Source organism: Enterococcus spodopteracolus (genome assembly GCF_030441955.1).
Lineage (GTDB): Bacteria > Bacillota > Bacilli > Lactobacillales > Enterococcaceae > Enterococcus_B > Enterococcus_B spodopteracolus.
On the sequence record NZ_JARJHD010000076.1, the window covers coordinates 1 to 611 of the forward strand.

Below are 611 nucleotides of genomic sequence, written 5' to 3' on the forward strand. Positions count from 1 at the left end.
GCTCTGTGTTTGTCTTCCTGCCTCCAGTTCGCCGGGCATTCAACATAAAAACTGATAGCACCCGGAGTTCCGGAAACGAAATTTGCATATACCCATTGCTCACGAAAAAAAATGTCCTTGTCGATATAGGGATGAATCGCTTGGTGTACCTCATCTACTGCGAAAACTTGACCTTTCTCTCCCATATTGCAGTCGCGGCACGATGGAACTAAATTAATAGGCATCACCGAAAATTCAGGATAATGTGCAATAGGAAGAAAATGATCTATATTTTTTGTCTGTCCTATATCACCACAAAATGGACATTTTTCACCTGATGAAACAAGCATGTCATCGTAATATGTTCTAGCGGGTTTGTTTTTATCTCGGAGATTATTTTCATAAAGCTTTTCTAATTTAACCTTTGTCAGGTTACCAACTACTAAGGTTGTAGGCTCAAGAGGGTGTGTCCTGTCGTAGGTAAATAACTGACCTGTCGAGCTTAATATTCTATATTGTTGTTCTTTCTGCAAAAAAGTGGGGAAGTGAGTAATGAAATTATTTCTAACATTTATCTGCATCATACCTTCCGAGCATTTATTAAGCATTTCGCTATAAGTTCTCGCTGGAAG

Annotated in this window: 1 protein-coding gene; it reads right to left on the minus strand. The window is 39.0% G+C overall.

Annotated features, from left to right (window positions below; all coding sequences use genetic code 11):
- Nucleotides 1–560, minus strand: a 560-nt coding sequence (locus P3R27_RS14580) for an HNH endonuclease signature motif containing protein (protein ID WP_438839299.1), incomplete at its 3' end; no start/stop codon positions are given.
- Nucleotides 561–611: the final 51 nt, after the last annotated feature.